At 71.1% G+C, this 13692-nt stretch carries 13 protein-coding genes; 10 read left to right on the top strand and 3 right to left on the bottom strand.

Annotated elements, in window-relative coordinates:
* Positions 1-86 precede the first annotated feature (86 nt).
* From argC to ACGFRG_RS20375, 5 genes are all read left to right on the top strand, one after another.
* Positions 87-1118 carry an N-acetyl-gamma-glutamyl-phosphate reductase gene (argC, locus tag ACGFRG_RS20395; RefSeq protein WP_361430315.1) on the top strand — a complete coding sequence of 344 codons (1032 nt, stop codon included), beginning with the start codon at positions 87-89 and terminating at the stop codon, positions 1116-1118.
* An 88-nt stretch (positions 1119-1206) separates the two neighbouring features.
* Positions 1207-2367, top strand: a complete 1161-nt coding sequence (gene argJ / locus ACGFRG_RS20390) for a bifunctional glutamate N-acetyltransferase/amino-acid acetyltransferase ArgJ (protein ID WP_393265719.1) — start codon at positions 1207-1209, stop codon at positions 2365-2367.
* Positions 2364-3263 carry an acetylglutamate kinase gene (gene argB / locus ACGFRG_RS20385; protein WP_361430312.1) on the top strand — a complete coding sequence of 300 codons (900 nt, stop codon included), beginning with the start codon at positions 2364-2366 and terminating at the stop codon, positions 3261-3263. Before argJ ends, argB begins: the two co-directional genes overlap by 4 nt.
* A complete protein-coding gene (locus ACGFRG_RS20380) occupies positions 3260-4453 on the top strand; it encodes an acetylornithine transaminase (RefSeq protein WP_361430311.1) in 1194 nt (397 codons plus the stop codon). The genes argB and ACGFRG_RS20380 overlap by 4 nt, the downstream gene beginning before the upstream one ends.
* A gap of 7 nt (positions 4454-4460) precedes the next feature.
* Positions 4461-5000: an arginine repressor gene (locus tag ACGFRG_RS20375; protein ID WP_188271588.1), complete on the top strand. Its 540-nt coding sequence runs from the start codon at positions 4461-4463 to the stop codon at positions 4998-5000.
* Positions 5001-5064: 64 nt separating this feature from the next.
* Here the strand turns inward: ACGFRG_RS20375 and ACGFRG_RS20370 are convergent, their stop codons facing one another.
* Positions 5065-5778 (bottom strand): L,D-transpeptidase family protein, encoded by a 714-nt coding sequence (locus ACGFRG_RS20370; protein ID WP_361430321.1) that lies wholly within the window; start codon positions 5776-5778, stop codon positions 5065-5067.
* Positions 5779-5962: 184 nt separating this feature from the next.
* Between ACGFRG_RS20370 and ACGFRG_RS20365 the strand changes: the two genes are divergently transcribed.
* The 3 genes from ACGFRG_RS20365 (at position 5963) to lepB (ending at position 9762) form a co-directional block, all read left to right on the top strand.
* Entirely contained in the window at positions 5963-7156 is a 1194-nt protein-coding gene (locus ACGFRG_RS20365; RefSeq protein ID WP_361430310.1) for an argininosuccinate synthase, read from the top strand.
* Between the two features lie 115 nt (positions 7157-7271).
* Positions 7272-8699 carry an argininosuccinate lyase gene (argH, locus tag ACGFRG_RS20360; RefSeq protein WP_361430309.1) on the top strand — a complete coding sequence of 476 codons (1428 nt, stop codon included), beginning with the start codon at positions 7272-7274 and terminating at the stop codon, positions 8697-8699.
* Between the two features lie 130 nt (positions 8700-8829).
* Positions 8830-9762, top strand: a complete 933-nt coding sequence (lepB, locus tag ACGFRG_RS20355) for a signal peptidase I (RefSeq protein WP_393265714.1) — start codon at positions 8830-8832, stop codon at positions 9760-9762.
* A 77-nt stretch (positions 9763-9839) separates the two neighbouring features.
* Here the strand turns inward: lepB and ACGFRG_RS20350 are convergent, their stop codons facing one another.
* Positions 9840-10346 carry a DinB family protein gene (locus ACGFRG_RS20350; protein ID WP_361430307.1) on the bottom strand — a complete coding sequence of 169 codons (507 nt, stop codon included), beginning with the start codon at positions 10344-10346 and terminating at the stop codon, positions 9840-9842.
* A gap of 115 nt (positions 10347-10461) precedes the next feature.
* On the opposite strand from ACGFRG_RS20350, the gene ACGFRG_RS20345 reads away from it, so the two are divergent.
* Together ACGFRG_RS20345 and ACGFRG_RS20340 are read left to right on the top strand one after the other, a co-directional pair.
* Positions 10462-11013, top strand: a complete 552-nt coding sequence (locus tag ACGFRG_RS20345) for a helix-turn-helix domain-containing protein (protein ID WP_361430306.1) — start codon at positions 10462-10464, stop codon at positions 11011-11013.
* Entirely contained in the window at positions 11010-12554 is a 1545-nt protein-coding gene (locus ACGFRG_RS20340; protein WP_361430304.1) for an MFS transporter, read from the top strand. Before ACGFRG_RS20345 ends, ACGFRG_RS20340 begins: the two co-directional genes overlap by 4 nt.
* Before the next feature lie 239 nt (positions 12555-12793).
* Here the strand turns inward: ACGFRG_RS20340 and ACGFRG_RS20335 are convergent, their stop codons facing one another.
* The gene (locus tag ACGFRG_RS20335) at positions 12794-13465 is read right to left on the bottom strand and encodes a lysophospholipid acyltransferase family protein (protein ID WP_361430303.1); all 672 of its coding nucleotides are present in this window, start codon (positions 13463-13465) and stop codon (positions 12794-12796) included.
* Positions 13466-13692 lie beyond the last annotated feature (227 nt).

Raw genomic sequence — 13692 nt, 5'->3', positions numbered from 1 at the left:
GGGGCCGTGTCATGTCGCGGCTCCGCCAGCCCTTTGCATAAAACTGCATAACCCCGTATAGTCATGCCATCGACGAGGAGGCTTCGATGGCGGTACGAGCGGCAGTGGCCGGGGCGAGCGGGTACGCGGGTGGGGAGCTGTTGCGGCTGCTCGTCGCGCACCCCGGCGTCGAGATCGGCGCCCTGACCGGGCACTCCAACGCCGGGCAGCGGCTCGGTGCGCTGCAGCCGCATCTGCTGCCGCTCGCCGGGCGCGTTCTGGAGCCGACCGACCCCGACCTGCTCGCGCGCGGCCACGACGTCGTCTTCCTGGCCCTGCCCCACGGGCAGTCCGCGGCCGTCGCCGAGCGGCTCGGCGACGATGTGCTCGTCATCGACATGGGCGCCGACTTCCGGCTCAAGGACGCGGGGGAGTGGGAGAGGTTCTACGGGTCCGCGCACGCGGGGACCTGGCCGTACGGGCTGCCCGAGCTGCCCGGCGGGCGGGCCGCTCTCGCGGGGGCCCGGCGCATCGCGGTGCCCGGCTGCTACCCCACCGCCGCCTCGCTCGCCCTGTTCCCCGCGTACGAGAGCGGCCTCGCCGAACCCGAGGCCGTGATCGTCGCCGCCTCCGGCACCTCCGGCGCGGGCAAGGCGCCCAAGGCGCATCTGCTCGGCAGCGAGGTGATGGGGTCGATGTCCCCGTACGGCGTCGGCGGCGGACACCGCCACACGCCCGAGATGATCCAGAACCTGAGCGCCGCCGCCGGCGAGCGCGTCACCGTCTCGTTCACGCCGACCCTCGCCCCCATGCCCCGCGGCATCCTCGCCACCTGCTCCGCGAAGGCGAAGCCGGGCGTCACCGGGGAGGCCGTACGGGCGGCGTACCAGAAGGCGTACGCGGACGAGCCGTTCGTCCATCTGCTCCCCGAGGGGCAGTGGCCCGCCACCGCCTCCGTGTACGGCTCCAACGCCGCACTGATCCAGGTCGCGTACGACGAGAGCGCGCACCGGATCGTCGTGGTGAGCGCCATCGACAACCTCACCAAGGGCACCGCGGGCGCCGCGGTGCAGAGCATGAACATCGCCCTGGGGCTCGACGAGACCATGGGCCTGACCACGATCGGAGTTGCGCCGTGAGCGACGTACGCGCGGCCACCGGTCCGCAGCCGACGACGAGAGCCGCACTGGCGCGCCGCGCGGGCGGAGAAGCGAACGAGGAGACACAGTGAGCGTGACGGCAGCCAAGGGGTTCACGGCGGCGGGCATCGCCGCCGGGATCAAGGAGAACGGCAACCCGGACCTGGCCCTCGTGGTCAACACCGGGCCGCGCCGAGCCGCCGCGGGCGTCTTCACCTCCAACCGCGTCAAGGCCGCCCCCGTCCTGTGGTCCGAGCAGGTCCTCAAGGGCGGCGAGGTGTCCGCCGTCGTCCTCAACTCCGGTGGCGCCAACGCCTGTACGGGCCCCAAGGGCTTCCAGGACACCCACGCCACCGCCGAGAAGGCCGCGGAGGTCCTGGACGGGCACAGCGCGGGCGAGGTCGCCGTCGCGTCGACCGGTCTCATCGGCGTGCTGCTGCCGATGGACAAGCTCCTGCCCGGCATCGAGAAGGCCGCGGCCGAACTCTCCCCCCACGGCGGCGAGAAGGCCGCCATCGCCATCAAGACCACCGACACCGTGCACAAGACGTCCGTCGTCGCCCACGCGGACGGCTGGACCGTCGGCGGCATGGCCAAGGGCGCGGGCATGCTCGCGCCCGGCCTCGCCACCATGCTCGTCGTCCTCACCACCGACGCCGACCTGGACGCGCCGGTCCTGGACCGCGCCCTGCGCGACGCCACCCGGACCACCTTCGACCGGGTCGACTCCGACGGCTGCATGTCCACCAACGACACCGTGCTGCTGCTCGCCTCGGGCGCCGCGCAGGTCGCCCCGGAATACGGGGAGTTCGCCGAAGCCGTACGCACCGTCTGCGACGACCTCGCCCGGCAGCTCATCGGCGACGCCGAGGGCGCCAGCAAGGACATCCGGATCGAGGTCGTCAACGCGGCGAGCGAACAGGACGCGGTCGAGGTCGGGCGCTCCATCGCCCGCAACAACCTCCTCAAGTGCGCCCTGCACGGCGAGGACCCCAACTGGGGCCGCGTCCTGTCCGCCATCGGCACCACCAGGGCCGCCTTCGACCCGGACAAGCTGAACGTCGCCATCAACGGCGTCTGGGTCTGCCGGAACGGCTCGGTCGGCGACGACCGCGACCTCGTCGACATGCGCTACCGGGAGGTCACGATCACCGCCGACCTCGCCGCCGGATCCACCGACCCCGTCGTCATCTGGTCCAACGACCTGACCGCCGACTACGTCCACGAGAACAGCGCGTACAGCTCATGAGCACACGCAAGCACACCGCGCTCCCGAAGGCGCAGATCCTCATCGAGGCGCTGCCGTGGCTGACCCGGCACCACGGCAAGACCGTCGTCATCAAGTTCGGCGGCAATGCCATGGTCGACGAGGACCTGAAGGCGGCCTTCGCCCAGGACGTCGTCTTCCTGCGGCACGCCGGCCTCAAGCCCGTCGTGGTGCACGGCGGCGGCCCCCAGATCAGCGCCCAGCTCGACCGGCACGGCCTGGTCAGCGAGTTCAAGGCCGGGCTGCGGGTGACCACCCCGGAGGCCATGGACGTCGTACGGATGGTGCTCGCCGGGCAGGTCCAGCGCGAGCTCGTCGGACTGCTCAACCAGCACGGTCCGCTCGCCGTCGGCATGACCGGCGAGGACGCCCACACCATCACCGCGACCCGGCACCGGCCCGAGATAGACGGCGAGCTCGTCGACATCGGCCGGGTCGGGCAGATCACCGCGATCGACACCGGAGCCATCGAGGCGCTGCTCGCGGACGGCCGGATCCCGGTCGTCTCCTCGATCGCCCGCTCCCAGGACGACGGACATGTCTACAACGTCAATGCTGATACGGCGGCTGCGGCTCTTGCGGCTGCGCTGGGCGCCGAGACCCTGATGGTCCTGACCGACGTCGAGGGGCTGTACGAGGACTGGCCGCACAGCGACGAGGTCATCAGCAAGCTCACCGCGAGCCAGCTGGAGCGGCTGCTGCCCGACCTCTCCAGCGGGATGGTGCCCAAGATGGAGGGCTGTCTGTTCGCCGTGCGCAACGGCGTCACCACCGCGCGCGTGATCGACGGCCGGGTCCAGCACTCCATCCTGCTGGAGATCTTCACGAACGACGGCATCGGCACGATGGTCGTGCCGGACGGACAGGGGGAGTCATGAGCGGCCTGGCACAGCGCTGGCAGCAGGTGATGGCGGACAACTACGGCACGCCGAAGCTCGCGCTCGTACGCGGCGAGGGCGCCACCGTCTGGGACGCGGACGGCACCGCGTACACCGACTTCGTCGGCGGCATCGCGGTGAACGCGCTCGGCCACGCCCACCCGGCCGTCGTCGAGGCCGTGTCGCGGCAGATCGCCTCGCTCGGCCATGTCTCCAACCTCTTCATCTCCGAGCCGCCGGTGGCGCTCGCCGAGCGGCTGATCCAGCTCTTCGGGCGGCCGGGCCGGGTCTACTTCTGCAACTCGGGCGCCGAGGCCGTCGAGGGCGCCTTCAAGATCGGGCGGCTGACCGGGCGTACCCACATGGTCGCCACCCACGGCGGCTTCCACGGCCGGACCATGGGCGCGCTCGCGCTGACCGGCCAGCCGAAGAAGCAGGAGCCGTTCCGGCCACTGCCCGGTGACGTCACGCATGTGCCGTACGGGGACGCCGAGGCGCTGCGGGCCGCGGTGACCGAGGAGACCGCGCTGGTGATCATCGAGCCCGTCCAGGGCGAGAACGGCGTCGTGGTGCCCCCCGAGGGCTATCTGCGGGCCGCCCGGGAGATCACCGCGGCGACCGGCACGCTGCTCGTCCTCGACGAGGTGCAGACCGGCATCGGGCGGACCGGCGCGTGGTTCGAGTACCAGCGCCACGAGGGCGTCGAGCCCGATCTCGTCACCCTGGCCAAGGGCCTCGGCGGCGGGCTGCCCATCGGCGCGACCGTCGCCTTCGGCCGGGCCGCCGACCTGCTCAAGCCCGGCCAGCACGGCACGACCTTCGGCGGGAACCCGGTGGCGTGCGCGGCCGGACTCGCCGTTCTGGACACGCTGGCGGCCGACGGATTCCTCGACGGCGTCCGCCGCACCGGCGAGCGGCTGAGCGGCGGAATCGAGGCGCTGGCGCACCCGTTGGTCTCCCATGTCCGTGGTGCGGGCCTGCTGCTGGGTATCGTGCTCACCGAGCCCGTGGCTGCCCAGGTGCAGCAGGCGGCTCAGGATGCCGGCTTCCTGGTCAACGCGCCCGCCCCCGATGTCGTACGGCTCATGCCGCCGCTGATCATCGGTGACGCGGAGGTGGACGCGTTCCTCCGGGCGCTGCCCGGTGTCCTCGACGCGGTGACCAACGGGGACGGACGATCCGGAGAATGAGACGACGATGACCGACGAGGCGCAGGACTTCGAGCCGGGCGGCCCCGCCGTACCGCAGACCCGCACCGCCCGCCACCGCCGGATCGTGGACATCCTCAACCGGCAGCCGGTGCGGTCCCAGAGCCAGCTCGCCAAGCTGCTCGCGGACGACGGGCTGAGCGTCACCCAGGCGACGCTCTCCCGCGACCTCGACGAGCTGGGCGCGGTGAAGATCCGCAACACCGGCGGCGAGCTGATCTACGCGGTGCCCAGCGAGGGCGGCTTCCGCACCCCCAAGGCGCCGCTCGGCGAGTCGGCCAAGGAGGAGCGGATGCGCCGGCTCTCCGCGGAGCTGCTGATCTCCGCGGAGGCCTCGGCCAACCTGGTGGTCCTGCGCACGCCCCCGGGCGCCGCCCAGTTCCTCGCCTCGGCCATCGACCAGGCCGAGCTGCACGACATCCTGGGCACGATCGCGGGCGACGACACGTTGATGCTGATCAGCCGCGACCCGAGCGGCGGCCAGGCCCTGGCGGACCACCTGCTGCGGCTGGCGCAGAACGACCGGTAGGGCGGCGAGCGAAGGGGCGGGCGACCGGAATTCCGGTCGCCCGCCCCTTCGCCGTTCCGTACCGCTAGTAACGGGTGATCGACGTCGGCCCGGACATCGTGCCGATCGCGATGTGGGGATGCTTGGCCGGGTCGGCCCAGGCCAGGATGCGGTCCATCGCGTACGCCGGTACCGAGACGCAACCGGCCGTCGAGCCGCGACCGTTGACGTGCAAGAAGATGCCGGCGCCGCGCCCCCGCACCGGCTGGTCGTAGTTGAAGCCGATCACCAGCGCGTGCGCGTACTGGGTCCCGAACGCGGTGATCCGCTCCGACTCGCTCGCGCGGCAGTCCCCGGGCAGCCCCTCCACCCAGCGGTTGTACGCCTTGGAGGCGTTGTCCTCGCACCACCAGGACCTGCCCGTGGCGCGGCGGTAGTCGTAGCGGGTGCCAAAGGGTGCGGCCTCGGTGCCGAACGCGTACGGCAGGTCGTACAGACCGGTCGGGGTCGTGTTGGTGCCCTGCTTGCGGGAACCGCCCTCGACCAGCCCGTTCCCGCCGAACCGCGCCTCGGTCCAGCCGGACAGCGCCCACATCGGGCCGCGCTTGGTCCACCAGCTCAGCCGGCCCGTGGTGGAGCCCGGGGACGGCGCCTCGGCGGTGATCAGCTGGGTGCCACCGCCGGTGTCCGCCATCAGGTGGGGCAGGTGGGTGGCCGGGAACGGGCGGGCGGAGTCCGCGGTGGCGGCCGGGGTCGCGAGCGCGAGCAGGGCAGCGCTCAGCGCGAGAGCGGTACGCATCATGCCGCAGACCGTACGCGGCCCGCCCGCTGACGTCCTCTCAGGGGGCCGAAACGTTACCCCGCACGCGTGGCCGAACGGTCCCCGGAGGTCTTCCGGAACCACTCCTTCCCCCCACATTGACAAAACATACGGTCGACTGCATAGTTATACCCATCACCGAATGCACCGTAAGGAGAAACCCGTGACCGAGCGCGTCGTACTCGCCTACTCGGGCGGTCTGGACACCTCCGTCGCCATCGGCTGGATCGCCGAGGAGACGGGCGCCGAGGTCATCGCCGTTGCCGTGGACGTCGGCCAGGGCGGCGAGGACCTGGACGTCATCCGCAAGCGCGCGCTCGCCTGCGGTGCCGTCGAGGCCGAGGTCGCGGACGCGAAGGACGAGTTCGCCGACGAGTACTGCCTCCCGGCGATCAAGGCCAACGCCCTCTACATGGACCGCTACCCGCTGGTCTCCGCCCTGTCGCGGCCGACCATCGTCAAGCACCTGGTGGCCGCCGCCAAGAAGCACGGCGCCACCACGGTCGCCCACGGCTGCACCGGCAAGGGCAACGACCAGGTGCGCTTCGAGGCCGGTATCGCGGCCCTCGGGCCGGACCTGAAGTGCATCGCCCCCGTCCGTGACTACGCGATGACCCGGGACAAGGCGATCGCCTTCTGCGAGGCCAAAAACCTCCCCATCGCCACCACCAAGAAGTCGCCGTACTCGATCGACCAGAACGTCTTCGGGCGGGCCGTCGAGACCGGCTTCCTGGAGGACATCTGGAACGCGCCGATCGAGGACATCTACGAGTACACCTCGAACCCGGCCGAGCAGCGCGAGGCCGACGAGGTCGTCGTCTCCTTCAAGGAGGGCGTCCCGGTCGCCATCGACGGCAAGCCCGTCACGGTGCTCCAGGCGATCCAGCAGCTCAACGAGCGGGCCGGCGCCCAGGGCATCGGCCGGATCGACATGGTCGAGGACCGGCTCGTCGGCATCAAGTCCCGTGAGGTGTACGAGGCGCCGGGCGCGATCGCGCTGATCACCGCCCACCAGGAGCTGGAGAACGTCACCGTCGAGCGCGAACTGGCCCGCTACAAGCGGCAGGTCGAGCAGCGCTGGGGCGAGATGGTCTACGACGGCCTGTGGTTCTCCCCGCTCAAGCGGGCCCTGGACGGCTTCATCAACGAGGCCAACCAGCACGTCACCGGTGACATCCGGATGACCCTGCACGGCGGCCGCGCCGTCGTCACCGGCCGCAGGTCCGAGCAGTCGCTGTACGACTTCAACCTCGCCACCTACGACTCGGGCGACACCTTCGACCAGTCCAAGGCGCAGGGCTTCATCGAGATCTTCGGCCTCTCGTCCAAGATCGCGGCCAAGCGCGACCTGGCGTAACGACGACTCGTTGTACGTGCCGCCTCCCCGTTCCTCCGCGGCGGGGTGGGGGTACCCCCTGGTCCTCAAGACCTTGGGGGAGGTGGCATACCCACTCTTGTGAGGAGCAGCAGCTGTGAGCAGCAACAACGGTGACGTCCGGCTCTGGGGCGGCCGGTTCGCCGACGGACCCGCCGAGGCGCTGGCGAAGCTGTCCGCGTCGGTCCACTTCGACTGGCGGCTGGCGCCGTACGACATCGCCGGATCGCGCGCCCACGCGCGCGTGCTCCACAAGGCGGGCCTGCTCACGGCCGACGAGCTCCAGCGGATGATCGCGGGCCTCGACCTGCTCGAAGGCGATGTCGCCGACGGCTCCTTCGTCGGCACCATCGCCGACGAGGACGTGCACACCGCCCTGGAGCGCGGTCTGCTCGAACGCCTCGGCCCCGACCTCGGCGGCAAGCTGCGGGCCGGCCGGTCCCGCAACGACCAGGTGGCCACGCTCTTCCGGATGTATCTGCGCGACCACGCCCGGATCATCGGCGGTCTGATCGCCGAGCTCCAGGACGCGCTCGTGGCTCTCGCCAAGGCGCACGCGGACGTCGCCATGCCCGGCCGCACCCATCTCCAGCACGCCCAGCCGGTGCTCTTCGCCCACCATGTGCTCGCCCATGTGCAGTCGCTGTCCCGGGACGCCGAGCGGCTGCGGCAGTGGGACGAGCGTACGGCCGTCTCGCCGTACGGCTCGGGCGCGCTCGCGGGCAGCAGCCTCGGCCTCGACCCGGAGGCCGTCGCCGCCGACCTCGGCTTCGAGCACGGCAGCGCGGCCAACTCCATCGACGGCACGGCCTCGCGCGACTTCGTCGCCGAGTTCGCGTTCATCACCGCGATGATCGGCGTCAACCTCTCGCGGATCGCGGAGGAGATCATCATCTGGAACACGAAGGAGTTCTCCTTCGTGACCCTGCACGACGCCTTCTCCACCGGCTCGTCGATCATGCCGCAGAAGAAGAACCCGGACATCGCGGAGCTGGCGCGCGGCAAGTCGGGCCGTCTGATCGGCAATCTGACGGGCCTGATGGCGACGCTGAAGGCGCTGCCGCTCGCGTACAACCGCGACCTCCAGGAGGACAAGGAGCCGGTCTTCGACTCCTGCGACCAGTTGGAGGTGCTGCTGCCCGCCTTCACCGGCATGATGGCGACCCTCACCGTCAACCGGGAGCGCATGGAGGAGCTGGCCCCGGCGGGCTTCTCGCTCGCCACCGACATCGCGGAGTGGCTGGTCAAGCAGGGTGTGCCGTTCCGGGTCGCGCACGAGGTCGCGGGGGAGTGCGTCAAGGTGTGCGAGGCGCAGGGCATCGAGCTGGACGAGCTGACGGACGAGCAGTTCGCCGAGATCTCGGAGCATCTGACGCCGGACGTCCGGAGTGTCCTGAACGTCCCCGGCGCCCTCGCGTCCCGCAACGGGCGCGGCGGCACGGCCCCGTCGGCCGTCGTCGCGCAACTCATCGAGGTCGAGGCCGACTTGGCCGTCCAGCACGCCTGGGCCATGGCCAAGCGCTGATCCGGCCCCGGTCCGTCCCGTACGGGGTGTGCGAGCCGCGTGTGCCCCGTACGGATGGTGTGCGCCGCCATGTCGATCAGCGGTGCCCGTTTCGTGCGACCATGGTCCCTTCGGCGGTGAGGGAGTGGACGTGGGGGACGTGGCGGTCGGCGCGCAAGAAGGACACGGCGAGGCCGAGCGGCCCCGCCAGGGACCCGAAGGGCTCGACCGGCCCCAGGGTTTCGAGGGGCCCGAGGGCCTTCAGGAACCCAAGGAGCCGACGGGACCCGAGGGATCCCCGGCACCCGCGGCATTCGACGAGGTCAAGGCCAAGAAGCAGCGTTCCTTCTGGAAGGAACTGCCGCTGCTCATCGGTATCGCGCTGGTCCTCGCGCTGCTCATCAAGACGTTTCTGGTGCAGGCGTTCTCGATCCCGTCCGACTCGATGCAGAACACGCTCCAGCGCGGCGACCGGGTGCTGGTCGACAAGCTGACGCCGTGGTTCGGCTCCGAGCCCGAGCGCGGCGAGGTCGTCGTCTTCCACGACCCGGGCAACTGGCTCCAGGGCGAGCCGACCCCGCAGCCCAACGCGGTGCAGAAGGCGCTCAGCTTCGTCGGTCTCATGCCCTCTGCCGAGGAGAAGGACCTGATCAAGCGGGTCGTCGCGGTCGGCGGCGACACGGTGGAGTGCAAGGGCGCGGGCCCCCTGAAGGTCAACGGCAAGGCGCTCGACGAGCCGTACGTCTTCGCCGGGAACACCGCGTGCAGCACGGACCAGCCCGGCCAGTTCAAGATCACCGTGCCCAAGGGCCGCATCTGGGTCATGGGCGACCACCGGCAGAACTCGGCGGACTCCCGCTACCACCAGGACCAGCCGGACGGCGGTTCCGTGCCGGTCGACAAGGTGGTGGGACGCGCGCTGGTGATCGCCTGGCCGCTCGACCGGCTGAACACGCTGAGCGTGCCGGGCACCTTCGGCCAGCCGGGCATCGGCCACGCCGAGGCCGCCGCGCCCGCCGCGCTCGGCCTGCTGGGCGCGCTGCCGATCGTGCTGGTGCGCAGGCGCCGTCGACTCGCGCGCTGAGTCGACGAGTTTCTGTACGAAAGGGGCCCTTCGGGGCCCCTTTTCGCATGCGGTACGGGCAGATCCACCGGACGGGCCTACGCCCCCACCACCCCGTCGATCCCCTCCCGCAGGAAGTCGGCGTGGCCGTTGTGGCGGGCGTACTCCAGGGTCACGTGCACCATGACGAGTCGGAGCGAGACATCCGCGTCCCAGCGGGCCGCGTGGACCACCGTGTCCAGTGAGTCGGCCTCGCGCTCGATCCGGCGCGCGTGCTCGACCTCGGCCTGCCACTTCGCGAAGGCGTCCGCGCGGGTGGCCCCGCTCGCGTCGTACGCCACCTGGTAGTCGTCCACGTCCGAGTAGACCAGCGTGATGTCCTCGCCGGCCACGACCCTGCGGAACCAGGTGCGCTCCACCTCCGCCATGTGCCGCACCAGGCCGAGCAGCGAGAGCGTCGACGGGGGCATCGACCGGCTGCGCAGCTCCTCGTCGGTCAGGCCCTCGCACTTCATGGCGAGCGTGGCGCGGTGGTAGTCGAGGAACGCCCGCAGCGTCTCGCGCTCGGTGCCGGTCAGGGGCCCCGGGGTGCGACTGTCGGTCATTGCTGGTTCCTCTCGTGGGTCCACGTTGGGCCGGACCAGACTAGTGAGCCGTTACTGATGAGTCGACAGGTATTCGAATGAGACGGTGACGTCTCATTCGGTCTATGGTTGTCTCATGACCGTGGACCGCGAGCAGGTGCTGCGTACGGCAGCCGCCCTGCTCTCCCGTAAATCGACCGCCACGATGGACGAGGTGGCCCGGGCCGCCGGCATCGGGCGGGCCACCCTGCACCGCCACTTCGCCGGGCGCGACGCGCTGGTCAGGGCGCTGGAGAACCGTGGCATCGAGCAGTTCGAGGCAGCCCTGGACGCCGCCCGGCTCGACGAGGGGCCCGCCGCCGACGGGCTGCGGCGCCTGGTCGCCGAGGTGGAGCCCGGGGCCGGGCTGCTCGCCTTCCTGGTCACCGAGAACCAGCTCTTCGAGGGCGACACCATGAACGAGGGGTGGGCCCGCCTCGACGCGCGCGTCTCGGCGCTCTTCCGGCGCGGCCAGGAGCAGGGCGAGTTCCGTATCGACCTCACCCCGGCCTGGCTCACCGAGGCCCTGTACGGGCTGATCGGCACCGGAGCCTGGGCCGTCCAGGACGGCCGGGTCGCCGCCAAGGACTTCCAGTACATGATCGTCGAGTTGCTGCTCGGCGGAGCGCGACGGAGCGTGGAGAAATGACCAGCACCGACCGGCGGGCCGAGTCCGCTCACGACACCCGACATCCCGGCCGCTGGCTCGCGCTGGCCGTGCTCGTGCTCGCGGTGCTCCTGGTCGCGGTCGACGCGACCGTCCTCGGCCTCGCCACCCCGTTCCTCAGCGAGGACCTGAAGCCGTCCGGCCCGCAGCTCCTGTGGATCGGCGACGTCTACTCGTTCGTCATCGCGGGTCTGCTCGTCTCCATGGGCAGCCTCGGCGACCGGATCGGGCGCAAGCGGCTGCTGCTCTGCGGCGCCGTGGCGTTCGGCGCGGTCTCGGTGCTCAACGCGTACGCCTCCAGCCCGGAGATGATGATCGCGGCACGGGCGCTGCTCGGCGTCGCGGGCGCGACCCTGATGCCGTCCACCCTGGCGCTGATCCGCAACATCTTCCACGACCCGCGCGAGCGCAGCCTCGCCGTCGGCATCTGGGGCGCGGCCGCCTCGGCCGGCGCGGCGGTCGGGCCCGTGGTCGGCGGCTTCCTCCTGGAGAACTTCTGGTGGGGCTCGGTCTTCCTGATCAACCTGCCGGTGATGGCGGTGCTCGTTCTGGTCGGCGTCAAGCTGCTCCCCGAGTCGCGCGACCCGAACCCCGGCCCGTGGGACCTGGTCAGCGTCCTGCTCTCGCTGGTGGGCATGGTCTCGATCGTGTACGCGGTGAAGGAGGCGGCGGTCAACGGAGTGCGCTGGGACATCCTCGGGGTGGCGGCCGTCGGCGTGCTGGCCCTCGCCTGGTTCGTACGCCGTCAGCTCACCCTGGAGTCGCCGCTGCTCGACATGCGGCTCTTCCACCACCGGGGCTTCTCCGGGGCGGTCCTGGCCGACCTGCTGACCATCCTCGGCCTGTCGGGCCTGGTCTTCTTCCTCTCCCAGTTCCTCCAACTGGTCCAGGTGCGCTCGCCGCTGGAGGCCGGGCTCATCGAACTGCCCGCCGCCGTGGGCGCGGTGGGCGCGGGCCTCGCCGCCGGGTACGTGGCGCGTCGGGCCTCGGTGCGCAGCGCGGTCGCGGGCGGCCTCGTGGCGGTCGGCGCGGCGCTCGCGGCCTGTATGGCGATATCGGCCGACACCGGTGTCGTGGCCCTGGGGCTCGCGCTGTTCGTCGGCGGCCTGGGCGCGGGTCTGGCCTTCACGGTCACCGCCGACGTGATCCTCTCCAGCGTGCCGAAGGAGCAGGCGGGCGCGGCCTCGGCGGTCTCCGAGACGGCGTACGAGCTGGGCGCGGCGCTCGGCATCGCGCTCCTGGGCTCCGTGGTGACGGGGATCTACCGGGGCTTCACGGTCCCGGAGGCGCTTCCGGCAGGTGTCTCCGAGGCGTCCCACGACTCCCTGGGCGGCGCGGTGGAGGCGGCCGCGAAGCTCCCGCCGGAGCAGGCGACCCCGCTGCTGTCCGCCGCCCGGGACGCCTTCACGGACGGCTTCCAGACGGCGGCGGCGGTCGGCAGCGCGGTGCTGTTCGCCACGGCGGTGGTGGCGTGGTTCCTGCTGCGGGGCCAGCGCCTGGAGGAGGGCCTGGAGCACCCCTAGCCCCTTTCCCGGGTGCGCGGAGTGGGCGCTTGGCCACATGCTTTTAGGGGCGCGGGGAACTGCGCGCTCAGCCCGAGACGGCCCGCAGCCGAAGGACTACATGAGTCCCGGCTGCGGGCCGTCTGTGGCTGGTCACTCCCCCAAGTTCTCGACTCCGCTCGAACAGGGGGGACCCCCATCGCGGCGGAGCCGCAAACCGACACAGCCCCGCGCCCCCAAAGACCGGCGGCTACGCCGCCTTACGCCGCCTTCGCCTTCGTGGCGTACATGTCCACGTACTCCTGCCCGGACAGCCGCATGACCTCCGCCATCACCGAGTCGGTGACGGCCCGCAGCACATACCGGTCGCGGTCCATGCCCTCGTACCGCGAGAACTCCATCGGCTCGCCGAAGCGGACCGTCACCCTGCCGGGCCGCGGCACTCCCGCACCGCTCGGCTGGATCTTGTCCGTGCCGATCATCGCGAACGGCACCACCGGGGCGCCGGTCATCAGGGTCAGCCGGGCGATGCCGGTACGGCCCCGGTAGAGGCGGCCGTCGGGGGAGCGGGTGCCCTCGGGGTAGATGCTGAAGACCTTGCCGTCCTCCAGGATCTGACGGCCCGTCATGAGTGCCGCGACCCCGCCGGCGCCGCCGTCGCGGTTCACCGGGATCATGCCGACGCCGGTGAAGAACCACGCCATCAGCCGGCCCTTGAAGCCCTTGCCCGTGACGTACTCGTCCTTGCCGATGAAGAACACCTGACGGTCCAGGCAGATCGGCAGGATCATCGAGTCGATGAAGGTGAGATGGTTGCCCGCGAGGATGACCGGACCCGTCCCGGGGATCTTCTCGGCACCCTCCACCTTCGGGCGGAACATCAGGCGCATGATCGGTCCGAGCACTGCCTTGATGAGCGCGAGTCGGGACAACGCTTCCTCCGGGGTCGTGGGCTGACGGGTCCGAGCGGAACGGGGTCCGCCGCAGGTGAGGACGATACTCGCGGGTCAGCGCTGATCGCACATCGGGTTCATGGAGTGGATACGCGATGTTGACGTGTGTTTCCGCCACGTTCCACCGCCCGTGGCCCTGCGGGCTCCCCTCCTTAAGGCGCGGCCGCCTAGGCTCCGACGGACTGGTGATCACCTGGACACCTATG

Source organism: Streptomyces sp. NPDC048696 (genome assembly GCF_043198895.1).
Classification (GTDB): domain Bacteria; phylum Actinomycetota; class Actinomycetes; order Streptomycetales; family Streptomycetaceae; genus Streptomyces.
The sequence above is the reverse complement of the archived record's forward strand: the minus strand, read 5'-3'. Positions and strand labels throughout refer to the sequence as shown.

Bases quoted from the DNA above. Each gene is read 5' to 3' on its own strand.
- ACGFRG_RS20375 (WP_188271588.1), top strand. From the start codon at position 4,461: ATGACCGACGAGGCGCAGGACTTCGAGCCGGGCGGCCCCGCCGTACCG.
- ACGFRG_RS20340 (WP_361430304.1), top strand. From the start codon at position 11,010: ATGACCAGCACCGACCGGCGGGCCGAGTCCGCTCACGACACCCGACAT.
- ACGFRG_RS20370 (WP_361430321.1), bottom strand. From the start codon at position 5,778: ATGCGTACCGCTCTCGCGCTGAGCGCTGCCCTGCTCGCGCTCGCGACC.
- argC (WP_361430315.1), top strand. From the start codon at position 87: ATGGCGGTACGAGCGGCAGTGGCCGGGGCGAGCGGGTACGCGGGTGGG.
- ACGFRG_RS20350 (WP_361430307.1), bottom strand. From the start codon at position 10,346: ATGACCGACAGTCGCACCCCGGGGCCCCTGACCGGCACCGAGCGCGAG.
- ACGFRG_RS20380 (WP_361430311.1), top strand. From the start codon at position 3,260: ATGAGCGGCCTGGCACAGCGCTGGCAGCAGGTGATGGCGGACAACTAC.
- ACGFRG_RS20345 (WP_361430306.1), top strand. From the start codon at position 10,462: ATGACCGTGGACCGCGAGCAGGTGCTGCGTACGGCAGCCGCCCTGCTC.
- argB (WP_361430312.1), top strand. From the start codon at position 2,364: ATGAGCACACGCAAGCACACCGCGCTCCCGAAGGCGCAGATCCTCATC.